We start from the raw sequence: 19,048 nt of genomic DNA, 5'->3' as shown, positions 1-19,048 counted from the left end.
CTCCGCCTTTACCCGTTACCTTTGCCCTTGCCCTTCTCGGCGTCCTTCTTGGCATCCTCAAGCTGCTTTTCAGCCTCCTTTTGGGCGTCCTCCTGGTCCTCAGCGGCCGTTGGTTCCGCGGAAGGTGCGGGCTGCGGCTCCGCCGCCTGCTGCGCCGCCTCGAGTTCAGCCCTGATCTTGCTGATCGCGGCCTCCGCGCGCGCCTTCCGTGCGGCCGACATCAGGCCCTTTTCCGCTGCGGTTGCCACGTCCTGGCCCAGCTGTTGAAGCTCGGCGAGCGCCGCCGGAAAGTCCTGCTGCGCGGCGAACTGCTTAGCCGAGGCCACCCGGGCCTGCAGGCCTTCCGCCGTTCCTGCATCCAGCTCCGACGCACCGGCGCAGGACGTCAACAGCACAAGCCCCAGGCAGGCGGCCAGGATCCGGACCGCGTGTTTTGTCCGGCTCATGGCGTGACGCTCTCTTCCAGTTCCTTGAAGTGCTCGCCCAGCGGTCCGGTGATGACCGGCTGGGGTGTTTCCACGGGGGCCGGGGAGGGGCGTTGGATGGCGGCCAGCAGGACTGCCGCGAGGACCAGCCCAAGAACGGCGACGGCGGCAAGGACCCAGGGCCGGCGGCCTCCCATTGTGCCGGGCTTCTTCCACGGACGCCGCGCGATTGATGGCCCGCGGGCCGGCGCTTCAGGGATTCCTGCCCCGGCTTCAGGGATTCCTGACCGGGGAGCCCGCTGCCATGACGTCGCGTTGGTTGCTTCGCTGCCGGAAAGGGAGGGAATCCTGGGACCCCGGGTACCTGCCGGCGCTGCGGGCCCGGAGTTCCCGGACGGTCCGGGAGCATTTCCGGGCCGTTGGGGAGCAAGGACGCGGGTGGGCTGCGGAAGGGCTGCGGTGGCGGCCGTTGCCCCGCCGCCTGCATCGGCCAGCCGGCCCCAGTCTCCGGCCGTGCCGAATTCTGCGGCCACGGCCGAGGCCTCCGGCCGTGCACGGGGGTCCCGTGCAGTCATGGCGGCGAGAAGCGGCACCCAGCTCGGGCCCAGGGAAGCGGGAATATCCGGGTCCCGCGAGAGCCTGGCCACTGCGGCCTCAAGCGGCGGCCCGGGGAATGCCACCTTCCCGGTCAGCGCCTCCAGCAGCACAAGCCCCAGCGCATAGATGTCCGCCGGCGGTCCAACCTGCTCCCCGCTGGCCTGCTCCGGACTCAAGTAGGCCGCCGTCCCCGGAACCATGTTGGTGGCGGTGACCCGGGCGCCGTCGAGCATCCGTGCGATGCCGAAGTCCGCCAGCTTGGGGCGCAGGGGGGAATCCGCCGTGTAACGGGTCAGGAGGATGTTGGCGGGTTTGATGTCGCGATGGACCACGCCCCGGTGGTGGATGTACTGCAGCGCCCCCGCGAGCTCGGCGCCCAGCCGGGCCACCTCAGCGCCGGGCAGCGGGCCCGAAGCCAGGTGGCCGCGCAGGTCCACGCCGCTGACCAGTTCCATCACCAGGAACGGCACCTCCCGCCCGCCGCTCAGCAGGGTTCCGGTGTCGAAGAGCGTGACCAGGCCGGGGTGGTTCAGCCCGGCAAGCATCCGGGCTTCTGCCTGCTGCCTCCGCAGTTCGTCCGGATCGGTGACGTCGGCACGGAAGACCTTAAGCGCCACTTCCCTGCCCAGCACCACGTCGGTTCCCCGGTAGACGCTCCCCATGCCGCCGTCGCCAATTACCTGGCCAACCCTGTAGCGTTCGCCCAGGATCGTCCCGGCCATACCCGTCTGCGTTTCTTCCACCATGCGGCCCCCTGCCTTCAGTCCACCCATCACTCTAGCCAAACCACCATGTGCGCAGGGGGAACGATCGCGCAGGGGGAACAATAGAGCCATGGCACGAGGTAATCTGCGCATCTTTCTTGGGGCTGCGCCCGGGGCAGGCAAGACGTTTGCGTTGCTGGAAGAAGGCCGCAGGCTGGCCGGGGAGGGCTTCGACGTCGTCGTCGGTGCGGTCGCTGCCAAAGGCCGTGCCGACAATGAGGAGATGCTGGAGGGCCTGGAGCTGTGCCCGAAACCGGCGACCGAGGGCCTGGAAGGCGGGCTGGACGTCCAGGCCCTCAAGGACCGGGCGCCGGACATTGTCCTGGTGGACGACTACGCCGCCGCCTCGGGCGGTGTGCACCGGTGGGAGCAGGTGGACGCCCTGCTCGACGCCGGGATCAACGTCATCTCCACCCTGGACATCAGGAACCTGGAATCCCTCTCCGACGCGGTCCGGGAGGTCACGGGAGAGCAGGAATCACTCACTGTCCCGGACACCGTGGTGCGGGGCGCCGGCCAGATCGAACTGGTGGACGCCTCGCCTGAGCTGCTGCGCCAGCGGCTTGCCGACGGAAAGATCTACGGCACCCGGGAAGAGGCCGACGCCGCGCTTGCCGGCGTTTTCCGCATCGGCACGCTCGCCGCCCTGCGGGAGCTCGCACTCTTGTGGCTGGCTGAGCGCGTGGACGCAGACCTGTCCGACTACAAGGAATTGAAGAGGGTCCGGGAGAGCTGGCCGGCCCGGGAAAAGATCGCCGTCGGGGTGGGCGGGAAGAGCCGCGACCAGGTCCTGGTCCGCCGTGCCGCAAGGATGCTCGCCGCGGCCACCGGCGGGGAGCTCCACGTAATCCACGTCCGTACCGGCACGGAGGGAGCCGCGGAGTCCGGCAAGGACCTGGAGATGCTGCGCAGGCTCACGGCGGAATTCGGCGGCGTATTCCACGCCATCGGCGGGCGGGACGTCGGGCAGGCCCTGGTGGACTTCGCCCGGAGCATCAACGCCACCCAGATCATGGTGGGGGCCCCCTCGCGCCGGTCCCCTTTCCGGGGCCGGAGCGGGGTGGCAGCCGGTGTGCTGAGGGATGCGGGCGCCATGGATGTCCACCTCATCAACCACCTTCCCGGCCCCTCCGGCGGCCAGAGGCGGACGCCTCCCCGGCTGGGCCGGCGCCGGGAGATCCCCGCGTTTGCCCTGGCGGTGGGGCTTCCCCCTGCCCTGCAGTTCATCCTGGACCTCCTCCCCCACAACCAGCTGTCAACGGACATGCTGGTCCACCTGACCGGCATTGTGGGCGTCGCCCTGCTCGGGGGGCTTTGGCCGGCCGTGGCGGCGGCCGTCCTCGCAGGGCTCATCGTCAACTACTTCAGTGTCCGGCCGGTCGGGTCCCTGTCAGTCCTCGATCCGGAAAACGTCCTGGCGCTGCTCATCTTTGTCCTGGTGGCGGTGGCCGTCTCGCTGGTGGTGGACCGCTCGGCCAAGCTCAGCAAGGAAGCACACATAGCCGGCGCGGAGGCCGCCGTCCTGGGCGAACTGAGCCGCCGGGCCGTCGCCGAAGGCAACAGCATCCCCGCCTTCCTGGACCAGGTCAGGGAACATTTCCAGGTGAAGGGTGCCGGGCTGTGGGCCAGGCGCGGGACCGGCAGGTCCGCGGTCTGGGAGCTCCGGGAATTCTCCGGCGAACCCCGCACCGCTGAAGTATCGGAGGCGGACACGGTGGAGCAGCTGAACGGGGACAGGATGCTCACCCTGACGGGAAGGGAACTCTCGCAGGACGAAAGGCGGCTGCTGGCCGCCTTCGGCGCACACCTGCTGGCCATGGTGCAGCGCGAGGAACTCTCTGCCAGCCAGCGTGAAAACCTGCGCCTGGCCGAGGGCAACACCATGCGGACCTCCATCCTGCGGGCGGTGTCCCATGACCTGCGCACCCCCCTGGCCGGCATCAAGCTGGCCTCCAGCAGCCTGCGGGACAAGAGCATCACCTTCGGGCCCGAGGAACAGGAAGAACTCCTGGCCACCATCGAGTACGGCGCGGACAGGCTGGACCGGCTGGTCAGCAACCTCCTGGACATGTCCAGGATCACGGCCGATTCGGTGGCGCCGCTCATCCGCCCGGTCTACTGGGTGGATGTGGTGGGCGAGGCGCTGCGGGGAACGGACTCGGAGCGCCTCCGGGTGCTGCTGCCGGACAACATGCCCCCCGTAGATGCGGACCCGGGGATGCTGGAGCGCGTCATCGCCAACCTCGTGGAGAACGCACTCAAGTACGCCCCGGATTCCGATGTGGTGATTGCCGGCGCGGTGGGAGGTGCGGGCAGTGCGAGAATTGGGGATGTTCCCGCCAGTGAGCTCACCGTGGTTGATCACGGCTCGGGCATCCCCGCCGATGAGGTCCTGGCCATGTTCCGGCCCTTCCAGCGCGCGGATGACACCACTCCGGGGACGGGGATCGGCCTTGGCCTGGCTGTCGCAAAGGGGTTCACCGAGGCCATGGGCGGGGTCCTTCTGGCTGAACCCACTCCTGGCGGGGGCCTGACCATGGTGGTCCGGCTGCCGCTCTCCACCGGCGCCGCGCCGGAACCCGGCATAAGGGGGGCATCATGGCAACAGTCCTGATTGTTGACGACGAGGTCCAGATCCTCCGTGCGCTCCAGATCAACCTGAACGCCAGGGGCTATTCCACCGTGACCGCGTTCACCGGCCAGAGCGCGCTGGAGCAGGCTGCGCAGCACCCGGTGGACATCATCATCCTGGACCTGGGGCTTCCCGACCTGGACGGCGTCGAGGTCATCCGCCGCCTCAGGCGTTGGAACAAAGTGCCCATCCTGGTCCTCTCGGCACGGCACGGCTCCGAGGACAAGATCCTGGCCCTGGACGCCGGCGCGGATGACTACGTAACCAAGCCGTTCGGGATGGATGAACTCCTTGCCCGGCTCCGCGCCGCCCTGCGCCGCGGGGCCCCGGGGGACGCCCCGGTTGTGAAGACGGATGTGTTCACTGTTAATCTGCCCGCCAAACAGGTGACCCGCCGCGGAGTGCCTGTGCGGCTGACGCCCACCGAGTGGAACATCCTGGAACTGCTGGTCAGGAACAGCGGCGCCCTGGTCACCCACGAGGACATCCTTACCCGGGTGTGGGGCCCGGGTTACGCGGACGAGACCGCCTACCTGCGGGTCTACCTGGCACAGCTGCGGCGGAAGCTTGAACTGGACCCGGCCAACCCCCGGCACCTGCTCACTGAAACCGGCCTGGGGTACCGCTTCCAGGAGTGACCCTCCGGACCCGGTGAATCCCTGCGCCGCTACACCCTGCGCTGCTGCGGCAGAGGCGTTAAGAAAGCATTAAGATCCCCGGAAACGCGCGTTGGACAGGAACTGCCCGGTGCTAGGCTCCGGTGGTTACAGCACAGTGCCGCGCCTGGAAACGGGGGCCGGTGTGTCCTCATCCGGCAGAAAAGAAAGACACGTCCCTTGACGGCTCCCGCCCAGTTCTCCCTTCCCGCCACCGTTCCCAACCCTGAACGTGAAATAGTGCCCGGCAGCGCCTTCACCCGGTGGCTGCTTGAACACCGGGTGCACCAGCCCGTCGGCCCGGAAGCCGCCGAAGCCCATGCCCCGCAGCAGAGCTGGTGGAAGGTCATGTGCCTCACCGGGGTGGACTACTTTTCAACCCTGTCCTACCTTCCGGGCATCGCGGCCCTGGCCGCCGGTGCGCTGTCCCCGCTCGCCACCCTGCTGATCGTGGCCCTGACGCTGCTCGGAATGCTGCCCATGTACCGGCGGGTGGCCAAGGAAAGCCCCCACGGGCAGGGGTCCGTGGCCATGCTCGAACGGCTCCTGCCGTTCTGGCGAGGCAAGGTCTTCGTGCTGATCCTGCTCGGCTTCGTGGCCACGTCCTGGATCGTCACCATCACCCTGTCAGCCGCCGATGCCTCCGTGCACCTGCTCGAGAACCCGTTCCTGCCGCACTTCCTGGAAGGCCAGGCCGTCACGATCACCGTGGTCCTGCTCCTGATCCTGGGCGGGGTGTTCCTGATGGGCTTCTCCGAAGCCGTGGCCGTGGCCATCCCGCTGGTAGCGGTCTTCCTGCTGATGAATGCGGTGATCATCGGGGCAGGAGTCATGGAGATCTTCACTACCCCCGGCGCCCTGAACGGCTGGACCTCCGCCCTCACGTCCTCCGGCGGAGGCTTGGGCGGGGTCGTCGGCCCGGCCCTGATGGCTTTCCCCCTGCTGGTGCTGGGGCTGTCAGGCTTCGAGACCGGCGTCAGCATGATGCCCCTGGTGGCCTCCGAAGGCGCCACTGCCGAGGAGAAGCTCGCCGCCAAGATCAAGAACACCCGCAAACTCCTGACCGCAGCCGCGGTCATCATGAGCGTGTACCTGATCGGCAGCAGCTTCGTCACCACGGTCCTGATCCCTGCTGAACAGTTCCAGGACGGCGGCGAAGCGAACGGCCGCGCCCTGGCATACCTTGCCCACGAAAAGCTCGGCAACGGCTTCGGCTCCGTCTATGACATCAGCAGCATCCTCATCCTCTGGTTCGCCGGCGCCTCGGCGATGGCCGGCCTGATCAACATCGTGCCGCGCTACCTGCCCTCCTACGGCATGGCCCCGGACTGGTCCCGCGCCGTCCGCCCGGTGGTGCTGGTCTACACGGCCATCAGCGTCCTGATCACCATCGGCTTCAACGCCGACGTCAACGCCCAGGCCGGTGCCTACGCCACAGGCGTCCTGGCCATGATGGTTTCCGGTGCCATCGCCGTCACCATTTCCGCCATCCGCCGGAAGCAGCGCGCGGCGTCCATCGGTTTCACCGTGCTCACGCTGGTGATGCTCTACGCGCTGGCCGCCAACGTGATCGAAAAACCGGACGGCATCACCATCTCCGCGTTCTTCATCCTTGGCATCATTGCCATCTCCCTCGTCTCCCGCGTCAGCCGCACCACTGAGCTGCGCGTGGACAAAATAGAGTTCGACGACGGCGCACGCCGCTTCATCAGGGACACGCTGGAGTACGACGGCCGGATCAACCTGATCGCCAACCGTCCGCAGGACCGGGACGGCGCCGAGTACAGGGACAAGGAAGCGGTGCAGCGGGAAAACAACCCCGTGCCCGGCACCGCGGATGTCATCTTCCTGGAAATCGACATCACCGACCCCTCCGAGTTCAGCGAGACCCTGGAAGTCCGGGGCGTGGAAGTGGACGGCCACAGGATCCTGCGGGCAAACAGCCCGGCGGCACCCAATGCCATCGCCGCGATCCTCCTTGCGCTGCGGGACGGCACGGGTGTCAAACCGCATGCCTACTTCGAGTGGTCCGAAGGTAACCCGCTGGCCCACCTGATGCGCTACCTCCTCCTGGGCCGCGGCGACACTGCCCCGGTGGTCCGGGAAATCATCCGCGAAAACGAACCCGACCCGGACCGCCGCCCGGGCATCCACGTGGGATGAGCCTGCGAAGGAGCGGCCCGCCGCCGTCGGATTCCCCGAATGCCGGGAACCCCGGCACGGAACCGGCCAATGTCGCCGCAATCCAGAAGATGCTCCGGGACGCCAAAAGCGGGAAGGAAAGCAAAAAGGACAACTTTGTCCGCCGCCTGCTGACCCACCCCGTCAGGGCCGTCCCGGTGGCCTTCCTGCTGGTCATCATCACCGGCGGCGCCCTGCTGATGATCCCGGCAGCCCGGCAGGACGGGGGCTCCGCGGAGTTCATCGATGCGCTGTTCACCTCCGTCTCCGCCGTCTGCGTCACGGGCCTGATCACCGTAGACACCGCCACCTACTGGACACCGTTCGGGCAGGGAATCATCCTGGGCCTCATCCAGGTGGGCGGGTTCGGCATCATGACCCTGGCAACGCTGCTGGCGCTGCTGGTCCGCAAGAGCATCGGCCTTCGCGGCCAGCTTGTGGCCCAGTCCGAGACCCACACCCTGAACCTGGGGGACGTCCGGGCCGTGCTGCTCCGGGTGGCCAAGATCATGCTCGGCTTCGAGGCAGCAACAGCCTTGATCCTGACCGCCCGGTTCTGGATCGCTTACGACCAGAACCCTGCCACCGCCCTGTGGCACGGGCTGTTCCATGCCATCTCAGCGTTCAACAACGCGGGCTTTTCCCTCTTCAGCGACAACCTGATCGGCTTCGCCGAAGACCCGTGGATCATCGTTCCGATCTGCCTCGCCGTGATTGCCGGCGGGCTCGGTTTCCCGGTGCTCATCCAGCTCACCCGCGCTGAGGTGGCGCAGAAGAACTGGACTGTCCACTTGCGCCTAACCGTCTACGGAACGCTGCTGCTCCTGGTGGCCGGCTTCGCACTGTTCGCGGCCTTCGAGTGGAACAGGCACCAAACCCTGGGCCCGCTTTCCCTGACGGGCAAAATCCTGGGCTCCTTCGCCGGCAGCGTCTTTCCCCGCACCGCCGGCTTCAACAGCATTGACTACGGTGCCGCTGCCCCCGAAACGCTGATGGTCACCAACATCCTGATGTTCATCGGCGGCGGCAGCGCCGGCACCGCCGGTGGTATCAAGATCACGACGTTCCTGGTGCTGGGCTTCGCCATCTGGAATGAGGTCCGCGGCCGCGACCAGGTGACCATCGCCCACCGCTCCATCAGCTCGTCCTCCCAGCGGCAGGCCCTGTCCGTCGCACTGCTGGGGATCGCCGCCGTCGTCATTGGAACCATGCTCCTGCTGATGTTCACGGACTACAGCCTGGAAAAGGTCCTTTTCGAATCCATCTCCGCATTCGCCACGGTGGGCATGAGCACCGGCATCACGTACGACCTCCCCCCGGCAGCGAAATGGGTGCTTATGGCGCTCATGTTCACCGGCCGCATCGGAACCGTGGCGGTGGCGTCAGCACTCGCCCTGGCGGCCCGCCCGCGCCTCTTCCGGCTGCCGGAGGAACGGCCCATCATCGGCTGACATCCGCCAGGGCCGGTACAAAGGCGTTCCGCCGCGACGGGCCCCGTCCGCAGGGAACCCTGCTTCAGGGAACCCTGCTCAGCGGATCCTGCGCCGGTAGGCTGCGATGGCGAAGCCGTAGGCCAGGGCGAGGAGGCCTGCCAGCCAGGCGACGGCGGTCCAGGCGTCACTGCCCACGGGTTCCTGGGCCAGCAGGGCCCGGAGGGTATCCACGACGGAGGTCACGGGCTGGTTCTCTGCGAACCACGCGACCGGGCCGGGCATGGATCCGGTAGGCACGAACGCCGAGCTGATGAACGGAAGGAAGATCAGCGGGTAGCTGAACGCGCTCGCCCCGTCCACGGTCCTCGCGGAAAGGCCGGCGATCACGGCGATCCAGGTCAGTGCGAGGGTGAAAAGGACCAGGATGCCGGCGACGGCGAGCCAGGCGGCCGGGGAGGCCCCGGTGCGGAAACCCATGATGAGCGCGACGCCGATGACGATCGCCACGGAGGCCAGGTTCGCCACCAGGGAGGTGAGCACATGGGCCCAGAGGACGCTCGACCTCGCGATCGGCATGGACTGGAAGCGCTCGAAGATGCCGCCCTGCAAGTCGAGGAACAGCCGGTAGGCGGTGTACGCGACGCCGGATGCGATGGTGATGAGCAGGATGCCGGGGAGCATGTAGTTGACGTAGGACTCGTCGGATCCGGTGTTGATGGCGCCGCCGAACACGTACACGAACAGCAGCATCAGCGCGATCGGGGTGACCGCTGTGGTCATGATGGTGTCCGGGCTGCGCAGGATGTGGCGCAGCGAGCGGCCGGCGAGGACGCCGGTGTCGCCGAGGACGCGGGTTGTCATCGAAGGTCCTTTCGTGCCCCGCCGACCAGGGTGAGGAAGACATCCTCCAGGGAGGGCTGCTTCTCGATGTATTCCACCCGGGCGGGCGGGAGGAGTTGCTTGAGTTCGGCGAGGGTTCCGTTCTGGATGATGGTCCCCTCGTGCAGGATCGCAATGCGGTCGGCGAGTTGTTCGGCTTCCTCGAGGTGCTGCGTGGTGAGCAGGACTGTGGTGCCCTGGCCTGCCAGCCTCTTGACGGTCTGCCAGACCTCGAGGCGCGCCTGCGGGTCCAGCCCGGTGGTCGGTTCGTCGAGGAAGATGACCGGCGGGTTGCCGATCAGGCTCATGGCAATGTCCAGCCGGCGGCGCATGCCACCGGAGTATGTTGATGCTTTCCGGTCTCCGGCTTCGGTGAGCGAGAACCGGGCCAGCAGGTCGTCGGCGATAGCTCCGGGGTCCTTCAGGTGCCGCAACCTGGCCACCAGCACCAGGTTCTCCCGGCCGGTAAGCACTTCGTCGACGGCGGCGAACTGGCCTGTCAGGCTGATCGCCCCGCGCACGTCGCCGGGGTGCGTGGCGACGTCGAAACCGTGCACGGTGGCAGTGCCTGCGTCGGCCTTCAGCAGCGTTGACAGGATCCGCACGAGGGTGGTCTTTCCGGCCCCGTTCGAGCCGAGCAGCGCGAAGATACTTCCCGCCTTCACGTCGAAGTCGACGCCCCGCAGCACGTGCAGGTCCTTGAACGACTTCTCGATGCCGTGCACCCGGATGGCGGGTTGCACGGCCTGGTCTGCGGTCATTTCCGTTCCTTCCTTAGCGGCGCGGTTACGCACCGTCCCCGGATGCTTCGTCAATGGAGTCAGCCAGGCGCTTGCGTTCCTTGTTGATCCATTGCCCGTCCGAGTAGTTCTGGATAAAGGTGTCGGCGAACTCCACGGGGTCCTCCCCCACGATGTCGCGGATGGGCGTGCCGTCAACGGCCGCCCGCTCAATCAGGTCTGCGAGGTCCTCAAGCATCTGCATGAGGACCTCACCCTTGACGATGGACCCGGCATACATGAAGTAGCGCTCAAGTCCATCGATCGCCGTCCGGTAGCTCTTGGGGAGTTCTTCCTTGCGGGCCTTGTACCGGCGCCAGCGCTTTTTGTCCTCGAAAGGGCCTGTAACCCGCTCGATCCATCCTGGGGCCATGGTTACTCTCCTTGTTCCTGGGGGTTTTTGACGTGACGGTGAAGTTGTCCGATCCGCTTTTCGAGGAAGCTCCAGGACCTCCAGAACTCTTCGAGGTACTCCCTGCCCTGCGCGTTCAGCGAATAGACCTTGCGCGGCGGCCCCTTCTCGGACGGGACTTTTGCCACGTCCACCAGGCCGCGCTGCTCGATCCTGACCAGCAGGGCGTAGACAGTCCCCTCGGCAATATCGGAGAAGCCCTGCTCCCGCAGCCGCGCCGTGATGTCGTAGCCATAGGCCGGCTGCACGGCCAGGATGGCCAGGATGATGCCCTCGAGTGTTCCCTTGAGCATCTCGGTCATCTGCTTGCCCATGTGGCCGCCCTCCAGCTACCTAGTAATACTGACTACCGGCACATAGTAACACTGAATAGCAGCCTGGCAAGGGCTGGCTGCAGGGCAGCCCTTGCACCGGTAAGGGCGGTGGCAGGAAAGAAATATCCCTTCTTTTTGGCCGTGACCTGCGTGCCAGCCTTAGACTTTTGGCAGGTGCAAGAGCCGGGGGGCCAAGTGGAAGAACAAGGCGTTTGCCTGGTCATAGAAGATGACCCGGACATCCGTGGATTGATTACTGTCGTGCTGGGCCGTGCAGGATTCAAGGTGCTGACCGCGGAATCCGGGGCCGAGGGAATAGCCGCGTGCACAGCCGCCGGCTCCTCCCTGTCCCTGATCACCCTTGACCTCGGCCTGCCGGACATGGACGGTCATGAGGTTGCCCGGGCCCTGCGGGAAGTGACCCAGACTCCGCTGCTGTTCCTCACCGCCAGGTCTGAGGAAGAGGACGTCCTTTCCGGAATGGCGTCAGGAGCCGCCGCCTACATCACCAAGCCTTTCCTTCCACAGGCCTTGAAGGAAGCGGCCCTGGGCCTGGCGGGGCTTCAGGGCCGCACGAAGCTTCCGGCAACGGGGAAACCCTAACCGTTGTAATAATTGGCCTGATGTTGCGTCCGTCACATTCAGCCCCTACTCTGATTGAGGCTTAAGAAACAGGCCATAGCAAGAAGCTGCAGCGTCGCAGCCAATGCCGGGGAAGGCTTTACAACTTGAATTCCAAGCTGAACATTGTTGTCCGTGTAGATCTCGACCACGCCAGGGCCCTCGTGATTGCCAAGGGGCACGTCACCGTCCACAGCGTCAACGCCCTTTATGTAGTAGTTAAACGCGCCAATTCCCTGCGGAATGGCCTCGACCTCGAACTGGACATTTCCCACGCCCGGGTGGACCCGGAAGCGCTGGAAATGCTCCATACGTCCTCTGCAACACACCACCTGCCGGCCAGGATCGATCCGGAGCAGGCACCCTGCACCATCAGCGTCCTTGCACCGCGCGCAGACGCCGGGCGCCGCGCTTATTCGCCGGCCCTCATCGCCGCCTAGGCACCCAAGGCAACGGCACCCGAAGCGCCCAATCGTCGGGCCAGGGAGCCAGCCGCAACCTTTTTCTTCGTGGTTTCCACGGCCTGTGAGCGCAGTTGTATCCGAATGGACGGGTAGCTGCGCTCCGGGTCTGGCGCAAGCCAGTCAGGCATCGACGTCGCGCCGCCGGAATCCCAGTACAGCCATTGCAAGGAGCACGACGGCGGTCGCGGCAGAAATTGCCACGCTTCCGCCGTCGAGTCCGTTCCGCAAGGGATCGTGGCCGATGTACTGGTAGAAGGGCGAAAACTCCTGGATGTCTGCCAGCCAGTCCACCAGGGGCGCCAGGCCGTTGACAACGTAGGCGACCACGGCCACCAGCGCGGGCACACCCTTGCTGATTCCGGTCCGCCCCGTCGAGGCGGACAGCATCAGGGCCAACGTTCCAAAGACCACGCCCAGGAGGGCCAGGTGCAGCATGGCGGCGGCCACCTTGCCGGCTGGCAGGCCGAGGTCCACGAGGTTCCCCTCCGCCACCAGGGCCACACCCATGACGGCAGCGATCAGGAAGGTCCCTGCGGTCATGGCCAGGAATTTGTCCAGGACCACACGGCTCCTGCTGACCGGGTTGGAAAGCAGCAGGTCCAGGGTGTGGCGGTCTTCCTCGCCGGCGATTGCCCCGGCACCCGAGCCGACGGCGTACATCAAAACCGCGGCCGGTCCCATAAAGGCAAGCAGTTCCACCTGGACGTAGCCCGTGGGGGTGGACATGTCCGCGCCGGAGGAAGCGAACAGGGCCCTGAACGCCTCGGGCATCTGGTCCAAGAGGTCGCTCATGGAGGGCTGGTCCCGCACTGTGGGCCAGAACGCCACATACATGGCAATAAGCAGCGCAACCGAAATGCACCAGCCGAGGAGCGCGCGGCCCTGGTCCCGGAGTGCCTTGGCCAGAACGTTAGTGAGCATCGGGACCTTCTGTTCCGGCGTGCTGCGGCCCGTAATAGGTGAGGAAGGTATCCTCCAGTGGCGCTTCCGCGCACTCGAAGTCCACTACCCGGTGCGCGCTGACCCTTTTCAGCAAAGCGTCGAGGGAGGCCTGGGGCGCATTGCAGGTCATGGTCCGCTTGTTCACCACGAGGTCGCGAAGGCCGGGCAGGTCGTCGTAGTCCGAGTGGGCTATGTCTTCGGCGAAACTGGCACGGACCCGGTGCAAAGACCGGGCAGCGAGCTCCTGCAGGCGCTCCACGGCAACGAGGCGCCCTTCGCGCACCACGCCGATCCGGTCCGCCACCCGTTCCACCTCGCCGAGCACGTGGGAGGAAAGCAGCACGGAACCGCCGGCCGCGGTGTGCTCGCGGAGAAACGAATGGAAAACCTGCTGTACCAGGGGGTCCATGCCGCTGGTGGGTTCGTCGAGCACCAGCAGCCGTGGGCTGGACATCATGGCCAGAACCACCGCCAGCTTTTGCCGGTTCCCCCGTGAGAGCGTCTTTGCCGGGCGGTCCAGGTCAAGGTCCATCCCGGCGGCCAGCTCTATGGCCCGTGCCGAGGCATCGTGGCGGCGGAGATGGGAGCAGAAGGCAATGTGGTCGCGGCCGGTGAGCCGGTCATAGAGTGCCGGTTCACCGGGGACGTAACCCACCAGCTGCCGCACCTCCACGGACTGCCGCCACGAGTCCCGACCCAGGATTTCCGCACGCCCCGCAGTCGGGCGCAGCATGCCCATCAGGACGCGGATCGTCGTCGTCTTGCCCGCCCCGTTGGGCCCGAGGTAGCCGAAGACTTCGCCCTCGCCAATAGTGAAGCTCACGCCGTCCAGTGCGGTGGTCTTCCCGAAGCTCTTTCGGAGGTCCACCAGCTGCACCACCGCATCAGCGCCCATACCCCAGTTTCCGGCCGGGGCTCCCCGGCCCACAGAGTCTTTCGACCTTGGAACGGGCTAACTGCTGCAGTGCGCCTCCAGCCATTCCTTGAGGAGGGGGGCCGGAAGCGGACGGGTGAAGTGGTAACCCTGGGCAAGATCGCAGCCCATCTCCTTGAGGGTTCGCAGCTGGCCGGATGTTTCCACGCCTTCGGCAACGGCCCGCAGGCCCACCGCATGTGCCAGCGCGATGCAGCTGCCCACGATCGCGGCGTCCCCCTTGTCCGAGTCCAGTCCGCCGATGAAGGAACGGTCGATCTTCAACTCGTCAATCGGGAACTTTTTCAGGTAAGTCAGGCTGGAGTATCCCGTGCCGAAGTCGTCGACGGCAAGGCCCACGCCCAGGTTCTTGAGGGCGGTCAGGGACTCGAGGGCAGCGCCGGGATCCGCCATCAAGGCTGTTTCGGTGATCTCCAGGAGCAGCACCGCGGGGTCGATCCGCCGAAGCCGGAGGGCCTCTTCCACCATCGGCACCAGCCCGGGGTCATTCAGCTGCCGGGCTGACAGGTTGACCGCAACTTCGAGCTCCGCGGCGCGGCGGCCCTCGCGGCGCCAACTGGCTGCCTGCCTGAGGGTTTCATCCAGGACCCACGCGCCCAGGGGCCGCACCAGGCCTGATTCCTCGGCCATGGTGATGAATTCCGACGGCGGCAGCAGCCCGCGGGTCGGGTGCTGCCACCTGACCAGGGCTTCCACCCCGCTGGCGAGGCCGGTGCGCAGGTCCACGCGGGGCTGGTAATGCACCCGCAGGTCGCCGTCGCTGATCCCCCGGCGCAGCTCGCCGAGGGACCGGAGCCGGTCCACGGTGGGGTCGGATTCCGCGTGCCGGTGAATCTCCCAGCGGTTGCGGCCGAGCGCCTTTGCCCGGAACATCGCGATGTCTGCGCGGCGGACAAGATCGTCCAGGGTTTCCGGTTCGTCCCCGGATACGGCCACTCCGATGCTGGCGGAGGTCACGATCTCCAGGCCCTCGAGCAGGATCGGGGCGCTGAGGACGTCCAGGAGCCTGGCCGCGAGCGCTGTTGCTTCCTCGGCGGACCCAAACACGTCCACCACGAGAAACTCGTCCCCGGAAAGCCGGGCCACGGTGCGGGCCTCCCCGGCCGCCGGCACCAGCCGCTGCGCCACGGACTTCAGGAGTTCGTCCCCTGCGGCATGGCCCAGGCTGTCATTGACCGCCTTGAAATGGTCAAGGTCAATGAAGAGGGCGGCCAGGGTGCCAGTGCCGTTAGGGCGATCCGCCAGGATCGGACTGAGCCGGGCTCTCAGCCCCGCCCTGTTGGGGAGGCCGGTCAACGCATCGTGGGCCGCAAGGTGCTGCAGTTCGGTTTCGGCCTGCACCCGCCGGGCTTCGGATTCCTCGGCCTCCCGCAGGGCGGACACCAGTTCCTTTTCATACATCCGGCGTTCGTGGGCGCTGAAGACGATGACGCGGACACTCGCGGCCTGCTGCGGGGAGCCGGGAGATCTCGAGGCCGAAAGCAGCGCGGCGCGGCGCCGTCCGTCAGCGGCAACAATCTCTATGGCTATTTCCGAAACAGCCCCGGTGATGCCGAGCTGCGGAATGCAGTGCGTGGAGTACAGCATTTGGTCGCCGATGGGCATCAGGGACTGCAGCCGGGTTCCCAGGAGTTCCGCCCGGGCATAACCCGACCAGTGTGCAAAGGTGTCGTTGACCGCGGTGATTTTCCCCCCGTCGTCCGTTACCAGGTAGCCGCACGGCGCCTTGTGGAACAATGACTCGAAGTCCGCCGGCCCGCCGGCCTGGGCGCCTGTCACGGACCGGCGGCAAGGTACTGCCGGATGGCCGCCGCTGTTGCCTCCGGTGCGCTGACGTGCGGGCAATGGCCGACGGCCTTGAGGTGCACCAGCGAACTGCGTTCCAGCTGCCGGTTCAAGTACGTGCCCACTTCGGGCGGCGCGAGCAGATCGTCGGAGCACTGCAGGATCAGGCTGCTGGTGCGTACTTTGCCGAGTTCGTTCCGGGTGTCGGAGAGGAAGGTGACCCTGGCGAAGTGCCGCGCGATGGAGGGGTTGGTCCGGCAGAAGCTGCCGCGGAGATCCTCGGCCAGTTCGGGTTCGTCCGGGTTGCCCATCACCATCGGCGCGAGGGCTGCGGCCCAGGCAAAGTAGTTGCTGTCCAGGGAGTCCAGCAGGCTCTCGATGTCCTCCCGCGAGAACCCGCCCACGTAGCCGCTGGACGGGTCGTTGGTGTAGCGGGGCGACGGCGCCACCAGGATCAGATGCGCAAAGCGGCCGGGCTCCTTGACCGCCGCCAGCACGGAAATCATGGCGCTGACGCTGTGGCCGACGACGGTGACGTCCCTCAGGTCAAGGGCCGCGCAGATTTCCAGCAGGTCGGCCGCATAGCCGTCCAGGGATCCGTATTTGGTGCGGTCGTAGGCAGAGGCATCCGAGCGCCCGGCGCCCACGTGGTCGAAGAGGACCAGCCGGTGGTCCTCGGCGAAATACGGCAGGAGCCTGCGCCACATGTCCTGGTCGCAGCCGAAACCATGCGCAAACAGCATCACCGGCCCATCAGGGCGGCCGGACAGGGTGACGTTGTTCCGGCGGATAACCGGCGAAACCGTTGCGGGTGCCGCTTCGACCATGTGCTTCACCAAACGTAAGTAGCCTGACCTGTTCCTGCCTCAGATACTATCGGCGGGACGTCCACGAATCCTAGGATCGCTGGAAGGCATCGCGGCACGGCGCTACTCTTCCACGAACTCCAGCAGGTCGCCGGGCTGGCACTCGAGGACCCGGCACATCGCTTCCAGCGTGCTGAAGCGGACCGCCTTGGCACGGCCGTTTTTCAGGACCGCCACATTGGCGGGCGTGAGGCCCACACGTTCGGCAAACTCCCCCACGCTCATCTTCCGTTTGGCCAGTTCGACGTCGATGCGCACCACGATGGGCATCAGATGACGGCTTCCATGTCCGCGCGGAGGTCCGCAGCCTGCCGGAGCAGGGCGCGGAGCACCACCACCACAAGGCCCAGGGCGGCGCCGGCCACCAGGACCAGCAGCAGCAGGAGCGGCAGTCCGGGATCGTCGGCGTTGAGGACCACCACGGCGGCGAGCGCGGCGAGCATGGCCCAGCCGGCCGCGATGGCCCACACGATCGCGTTCACCCACACCAGGGCGCCGCGGCTGAAGATCCTGTCCTGCCTGACAAGCGTCAGCAGCTTCCAGGTGCTCCCGATCACCATTTGGACGCAGGCCACCTCCAGGATGAAGAACATGGTCAGCGGCCACTGCAGGTACGCCCGCTCGGGGTTCTCCTGCGCCATATGGGCGAACTGGCCGGGGATGGACATGACCTGGAACAGGACCAGGAGGAGGAAGGCGGCAACGAGCACGATCCTAAGAGCAGTGACGGCCAGGCGGGTGATTTTCATGTATCGAGTTTCAACCACTACCTATCGAAAGTCAATCGATAGGGGGCCGGGCCTCGCGGAGGGTGGGTTCCCGGGCCGGATCAGGGAACCAGTTGGATCCTGCGGAACCGGAGCTCCCTCCGTGCGCCGTTGAGGGGTGATCCCGTAAAGGGCAGGGCGTCCAGGTCGATGCCCTCGGCTGCTTTGAGGGCAAGGGCATTGGCGGCAGCCGCTGCCCGCGGGGGCAGCGCGATGGCGGCTGCGAACTCCTGCCAGTGCCTGGCTTTGAGTCCCTTGACCTTGCCGGCGATGGGCAGCGCCATGGTGTCGTCGCCGTAGAGCAGTGTGCACGGGATGTCGTACATCGGGGAAACGGCCCAGCCGCCGTTCCGGCCCGCAAGGATGGCGGCGTTTTTGGCGTGGAGGTCCCCGTTGCCGGTCAGCCAGGCGAAGGCGAACTGCAGGTAGAGGTTCCTGGCGGCCACGGCCTTGGCCTTGCACAGTCCGGCCAGCGCCAGGACCAGCCGCTCGGAGCTGACCGCGTATTTCGACGCCGGCGGAAGGTTCAGCACCTGCGCCCCGTCCTCGAGCGCCAGCCGGACCGGCCCGTCAGCGTGGACGCGGTCGAACCGCTCCACAAGGAGCCCCGGCCTGCCTTTCCTGTCGGTGACCACGCTGTGTTTGGCCACCGGTATCTTGAGGGCTTTGGCTCCGGCGAGGTGGGCAGCCTCGTTCACCACAAGGTGCGGGTACTGGGGCGGGTCCAGCTTGAGGAGGTAGCGCCGGTTGGCGAGGGCCAGCGGCGTGGTCATCATTGAGGCACTGGCTTTGTGCTGCACGCCGGGGAGTCCGTGCGGGTCCACCGCGTCCGCCAGGTACGCGAAGTCCAGGTCCTCCGGGCGGGATGTATCCGCCAGCGGCTGCTGCTCCACCAGGGGTTCGCCTGCCGGGACAACCTGCACATCGCCGGGCACATCCGCGCCGACGGCGAGGAGCAGGCTCAGCTCATCGCCCAGGCTCGTCTTAACGGCGTCCTTGAGCACGGTGAGCCGGTGGCCTTCCGGCAGGAGGCCGGAGAAGAAGGCGGGCAGTGCGCCGCTGGGCGATTCCACGGGTTCGGCAGTGACGGGCAGGGTGGTTGCCACGGGCCGCGCACCGGCACGGAGGTAGTGCTCAGCATAGGAGAAGGTCACGCTGCCGCGTTCCGTGCGGGTCAGGTGCCCTGCCAGGATGCCTGCCTTGTACACATCCGCCCCGCGGACGAATTTGAGGCGCCGCAGGTCCTCACTCATCGGTAGCCCGGAGGTGGAGCCCCACCGCGTTGGCGGCGGCGGCCACCGTAACCAGGGACGGGTTGCCCGTGCCTGTTTCAATGGCATGGATGGTGCGGGCGGAGGTACCCGCAAGGTCCGCCAGCGTGGCCTGGGTAATTCCGGACTCCTTCCGCGCGCGCCGGATCATCTCCCCAATGGCCGCCACGTCTTCCATCGTTCCCTTTCCGCAGGATATTGCCGATTACCACGCTTGCTCCTGCCACAATCCACCAGAACAAGGAAAACCGCAAGATATTGCAGAAAAGAAGACAATCCGAAGTTAAGGCGCCTCCTCCAGCAGGAACCGGAAATATCCTTCCGGT

General features: G+C 66.6%; 20 protein-coding genes. 6 read left to right on the top strand and 14 right to left on the bottom strand.

Annotated features, from left to right (window positions below; all coding sequences use genetic code 11):
* Window positions 1–8 precede the first annotated feature (8 nt).
* Together U7114_RS06845 and U7114_RS06840 are read right to left on the bottom strand one after the other, a co-directional pair.
* Complete coding sequence (locus U7114_RS06845; protein ID WP_323056907.1) at window positions 9–446, bottom strand: hypothetical protein; 438 nt, start codon at window positions 444–446, stop codon at window positions 9–11.
* Window positions 443–1,768, bottom strand: coding sequence for a serine/threonine-protein kinase (locus U7114_RS06840; protein WP_323056906.1), 1,326 nt, complete (start codon window positions 1,766–1,768; stop codon window positions 443–445). The genes U7114_RS06845 and U7114_RS06840 overlap by 4 nt, the downstream gene beginning before the upstream one ends.
* Window positions 1,769–1,856: 88 nt before the next feature.
* Between U7114_RS06840 and U7114_RS06835 the strand changes: the two genes are divergently transcribed.
* The 4 genes from U7114_RS06835 to U7114_RS06820 all read left to right on the top strand — a co-directional run bounded on the left by U7114_RS06835 (window position 1,857) and on the right by U7114_RS06820 (window position 8,706).
* The gene (locus U7114_RS06835) at window positions 1,857–4,400 is read left to right on the top strand and encodes a DUF4118 domain-containing protein (protein WP_323056905.1); all 2,544 of its coding nucleotides are present in this window, start codon (window positions 1,857–1,859) and stop codon (window positions 4,398–4,400) included.
* A complete protein-coding gene (locus tag U7114_RS06830; RefSeq protein WP_157241488.1) occupies window positions 4,385–5,056 on the top strand; it encodes a response regulator in 672 nt (223 codons plus the stop codon). Before U7114_RS06835 ends, U7114_RS06830 begins: the two co-directional genes overlap by 16 nt.
* 198 nt (window positions 5,057–5,254) lie before the next feature.
* A complete protein-coding gene (locus U7114_RS06825) occupies window positions 5,255–7,237 on the top strand; it encodes an amino acid transporter (protein ID WP_157241487.1) in 1,983 nt (660 codons plus the stop codon).
* Window positions 7,238–7,326: 89 nt separating this feature from the next.
* A complete protein-coding gene (locus U7114_RS06820) occupies window positions 7,327–8,706 on the top strand; it encodes a TrkH family potassium uptake protein (RefSeq protein WP_323057010.1) in 1,380 nt (459 codons plus the stop codon).
* Window positions 8,707–8,784: 78 nt separating this feature from the next.
* Here the strand turns inward: U7114_RS06820 and U7114_RS06815 are convergent, their stop codons facing one another.
* From U7114_RS06815 to U7114_RS06800, 4 genes are read right to left on the bottom strand one after another with little or no spacing between them, the layout of a single operon-like run.
* Window positions 8,785–9,549 carry an ABC transporter permease gene (locus U7114_RS06815; RefSeq protein ID WP_323056904.1) on the bottom strand — a complete coding sequence of 255 codons (765 nt, stop codon included), beginning with the start codon at window positions 9,547–9,549 and terminating at the stop codon, window positions 8,785–8,787.
* Complete coding sequence (locus U7114_RS06810) at window positions 9,546–10,328, bottom strand: ABC transporter ATP-binding protein (protein WP_157241485.1); 783 nt, start codon at window positions 10,326–10,328, stop codon at window positions 9,546–9,548. Before U7114_RS06810 ends, U7114_RS06815 begins: the two co-directional genes overlap by 4 nt.
* 25 nt (window positions 10,329–10,353) lie before the next feature.
* On the bottom strand, window positions 10,354–10,719 hold the full coding sequence (locus tag U7114_RS06805) for a DUF1048 domain-containing protein (RefSeq protein ID WP_323056903.1): 366 nt from the start codon (window positions 10,717–10,719) through the stop codon (window positions 10,354–10,356).
* A 2-nt stretch (window positions 10,720–10,721) separates the two neighbouring features.
* Entirely contained in the window at window positions 10,722–11,072 is a 351-nt protein-coding gene (locus tag U7114_RS06800; RefSeq protein WP_323056902.1) for a PadR family transcriptional regulator, read from the bottom strand.
* Between the two features lie 195 nt (window positions 11,073–11,267).
* Here U7114_RS06800 and U7114_RS06795 point away from each other — a divergent pair, with 195 nt between their 5' ends.
* Window positions 11,268–11,675, top strand: a complete 408-nt coding sequence (locus U7114_RS06795; protein WP_323056901.1) for a response regulator — start codon at window positions 11,268–11,270, stop codon at window positions 11,673–11,675.
* A 125-nt stretch (window positions 11,676–11,800) separates the two neighbouring features.
* Window positions 11,801–12,133 carry a hypothetical protein gene (locus tag U7114_RS06790; protein ID WP_157241482.1) on the top strand — a complete coding sequence of 111 codons (333 nt, stop codon included), beginning with the start codon at window positions 11,801–11,803 and terminating at the stop codon, window positions 12,131–12,133.
* Window positions 12,134–12,277: 144 nt separating this feature from the next.
* On the opposite strand, the gene U7114_RS06785 is transcribed toward U7114_RS06790, so the two are convergent.
* The 8 genes from U7114_RS06785 to U7114_RS06750 all read right to left on the bottom strand — a co-directional run bounded on the left by U7114_RS06785 (window position 12,278) and on the right by U7114_RS06750 (window position 18,900).
* Window positions 12,278–13,078 (bottom strand): ABC transporter permease subunit, encoded by an 801-nt coding sequence (locus U7114_RS06785; protein ID WP_323056900.1) that lies wholly within the window; start codon window positions 13,076–13,078, stop codon window positions 12,278–12,280.
* Window positions 13,068–13,994, bottom strand: a complete 927-nt coding sequence (locus U7114_RS06780) for an ABC transporter ATP-binding protein (protein WP_323056899.1) — start codon at window positions 13,992–13,994, stop codon at window positions 13,068–13,070. The genes U7114_RS06785 and U7114_RS06780 overlap by 11 nt, the downstream gene beginning before the upstream one ends.
* Window positions 13,995–14,051: 57 nt before the next feature.
* On the bottom strand, window positions 14,052–15,812 hold the full coding sequence (locus U7114_RS06775; RefSeq protein ID WP_323056898.1) for an EAL domain-containing protein: 1,761 nt from the start codon (window positions 15,810–15,812) through the stop codon (window positions 14,052–14,054).
* Complete coding sequence (locus tag U7114_RS06770; RefSeq protein ID WP_323056897.1) at window positions 15,809–16,645, bottom strand: alpha/beta hydrolase; 837 nt, start codon at window positions 16,643–16,645, stop codon at window positions 15,809–15,811. Before U7114_RS06770 ends, U7114_RS06775 begins: the two co-directional genes overlap by 4 nt.
* Window positions 16,646–16,747: 102 nt before the next feature.
* Complete coding sequence (locus U7114_RS06765) at window positions 16,748–16,954, bottom strand: helix-turn-helix transcriptional regulator (protein WP_323056896.1); 207 nt, start codon at window positions 16,952–16,954, stop codon at window positions 16,748–16,750.
* Window positions 16,954–17,433: a DUF2975 domain-containing protein gene (locus U7114_RS06760; protein WP_323056895.1), complete on the bottom strand. Its 480-nt coding sequence runs from the start codon at window positions 17,431–17,433 to the stop codon at window positions 16,954–16,956. Before U7114_RS06760 ends, U7114_RS06765 begins: the two co-directional genes overlap by 1 nt.
* 80 nt (window positions 17,434–17,513) lie before the next feature.
* Window positions 17,514–18,704 (bottom strand): type II toxin-antitoxin system HipA family toxin, encoded by a 1,191-nt coding sequence (locus U7114_RS06755; protein WP_323056894.1) that lies wholly within the window; start codon window positions 18,702–18,704, stop codon window positions 17,514–17,516.
* Window positions 18,697–18,900, bottom strand: coding sequence for a helix-turn-helix transcriptional regulator (locus tag U7114_RS06750; RefSeq protein ID WP_157241475.1), 204 nt, complete (start codon window positions 18,898–18,900; stop codon window positions 18,697–18,699). Before U7114_RS06750 ends, U7114_RS06755 begins: the two co-directional genes overlap by 8 nt.
* Window positions 18,901–19,048: the final 148 nt, after the last annotated feature.

The sequence above is a fragment of the Pseudarthrobacter sp. C1 genome, assembly GCF_034720455.1.
GTDB lineage: Bacteria > Actinomycetota > Actinomycetes > Actinomycetales > Micrococcaceae > Arthrobacter.
The sequence above is the reverse complement of the archived record's forward strand: the minus strand, read 5'-3'. Positions and strand labels throughout refer to the sequence as shown.